We start from the raw sequence: 340 nt of genomic DNA, 5'->3' as shown, positions 1-340 counted from the left end.
GATGCGCTACGTCTCAAACAAGTATTGACCAATATCGTGGGTAACGCGATTAAATTCACTGACAGTGGTGATGTGGTAGTACGTGTCAGCTTGGACGATCACCGTGACAATTACCTGATGATTAGCGTACAAGACAGTGGTAAAGGCATCTCGCTTGCCGATCAAAAAATGCTGTTTCAAAGCTTTAGTCAAGGCGACCCATCAATCACTCGTCAATATGGCGGTACAGGGTTGGGTCTGGTCATCTCCAAGCAGTTGACGCGACTGATGGGCGGTGATATTGGCTTTCATGACAATGCGCAAGAGAACATCGCCAATCAGGGTGCAACGTTTTGATCTC

General features: G+C 47.4%; 1 protein-coding gene. It reads left to right on the top strand.

The genetic code is table 11. The annotated features are described in order from the left end of the window. Positions 1-336, top strand: a 336-nt coding sequence (locus CIK81_RS18890) for an ATP-binding protein (RefSeq protein WP_255411104.1), incomplete at its 5' end; no start/stop codon positions are given. Positions 337-340 lie beyond the last annotated feature (4 nt).

It is taken from the genome of Brachybacterium sp. JB7, from assembly GCF_003335205.1.
In the GTDB taxonomy this organism is placed as follows: Bacteria; Actinomycetota; Actinomycetes; order Actinomycetales; family Dermabacteraceae; genus Brachybacterium; species Brachybacterium alimentarium.
This window is presented reverse-complemented; position numbering and strand designations above follow the sequence as displayed.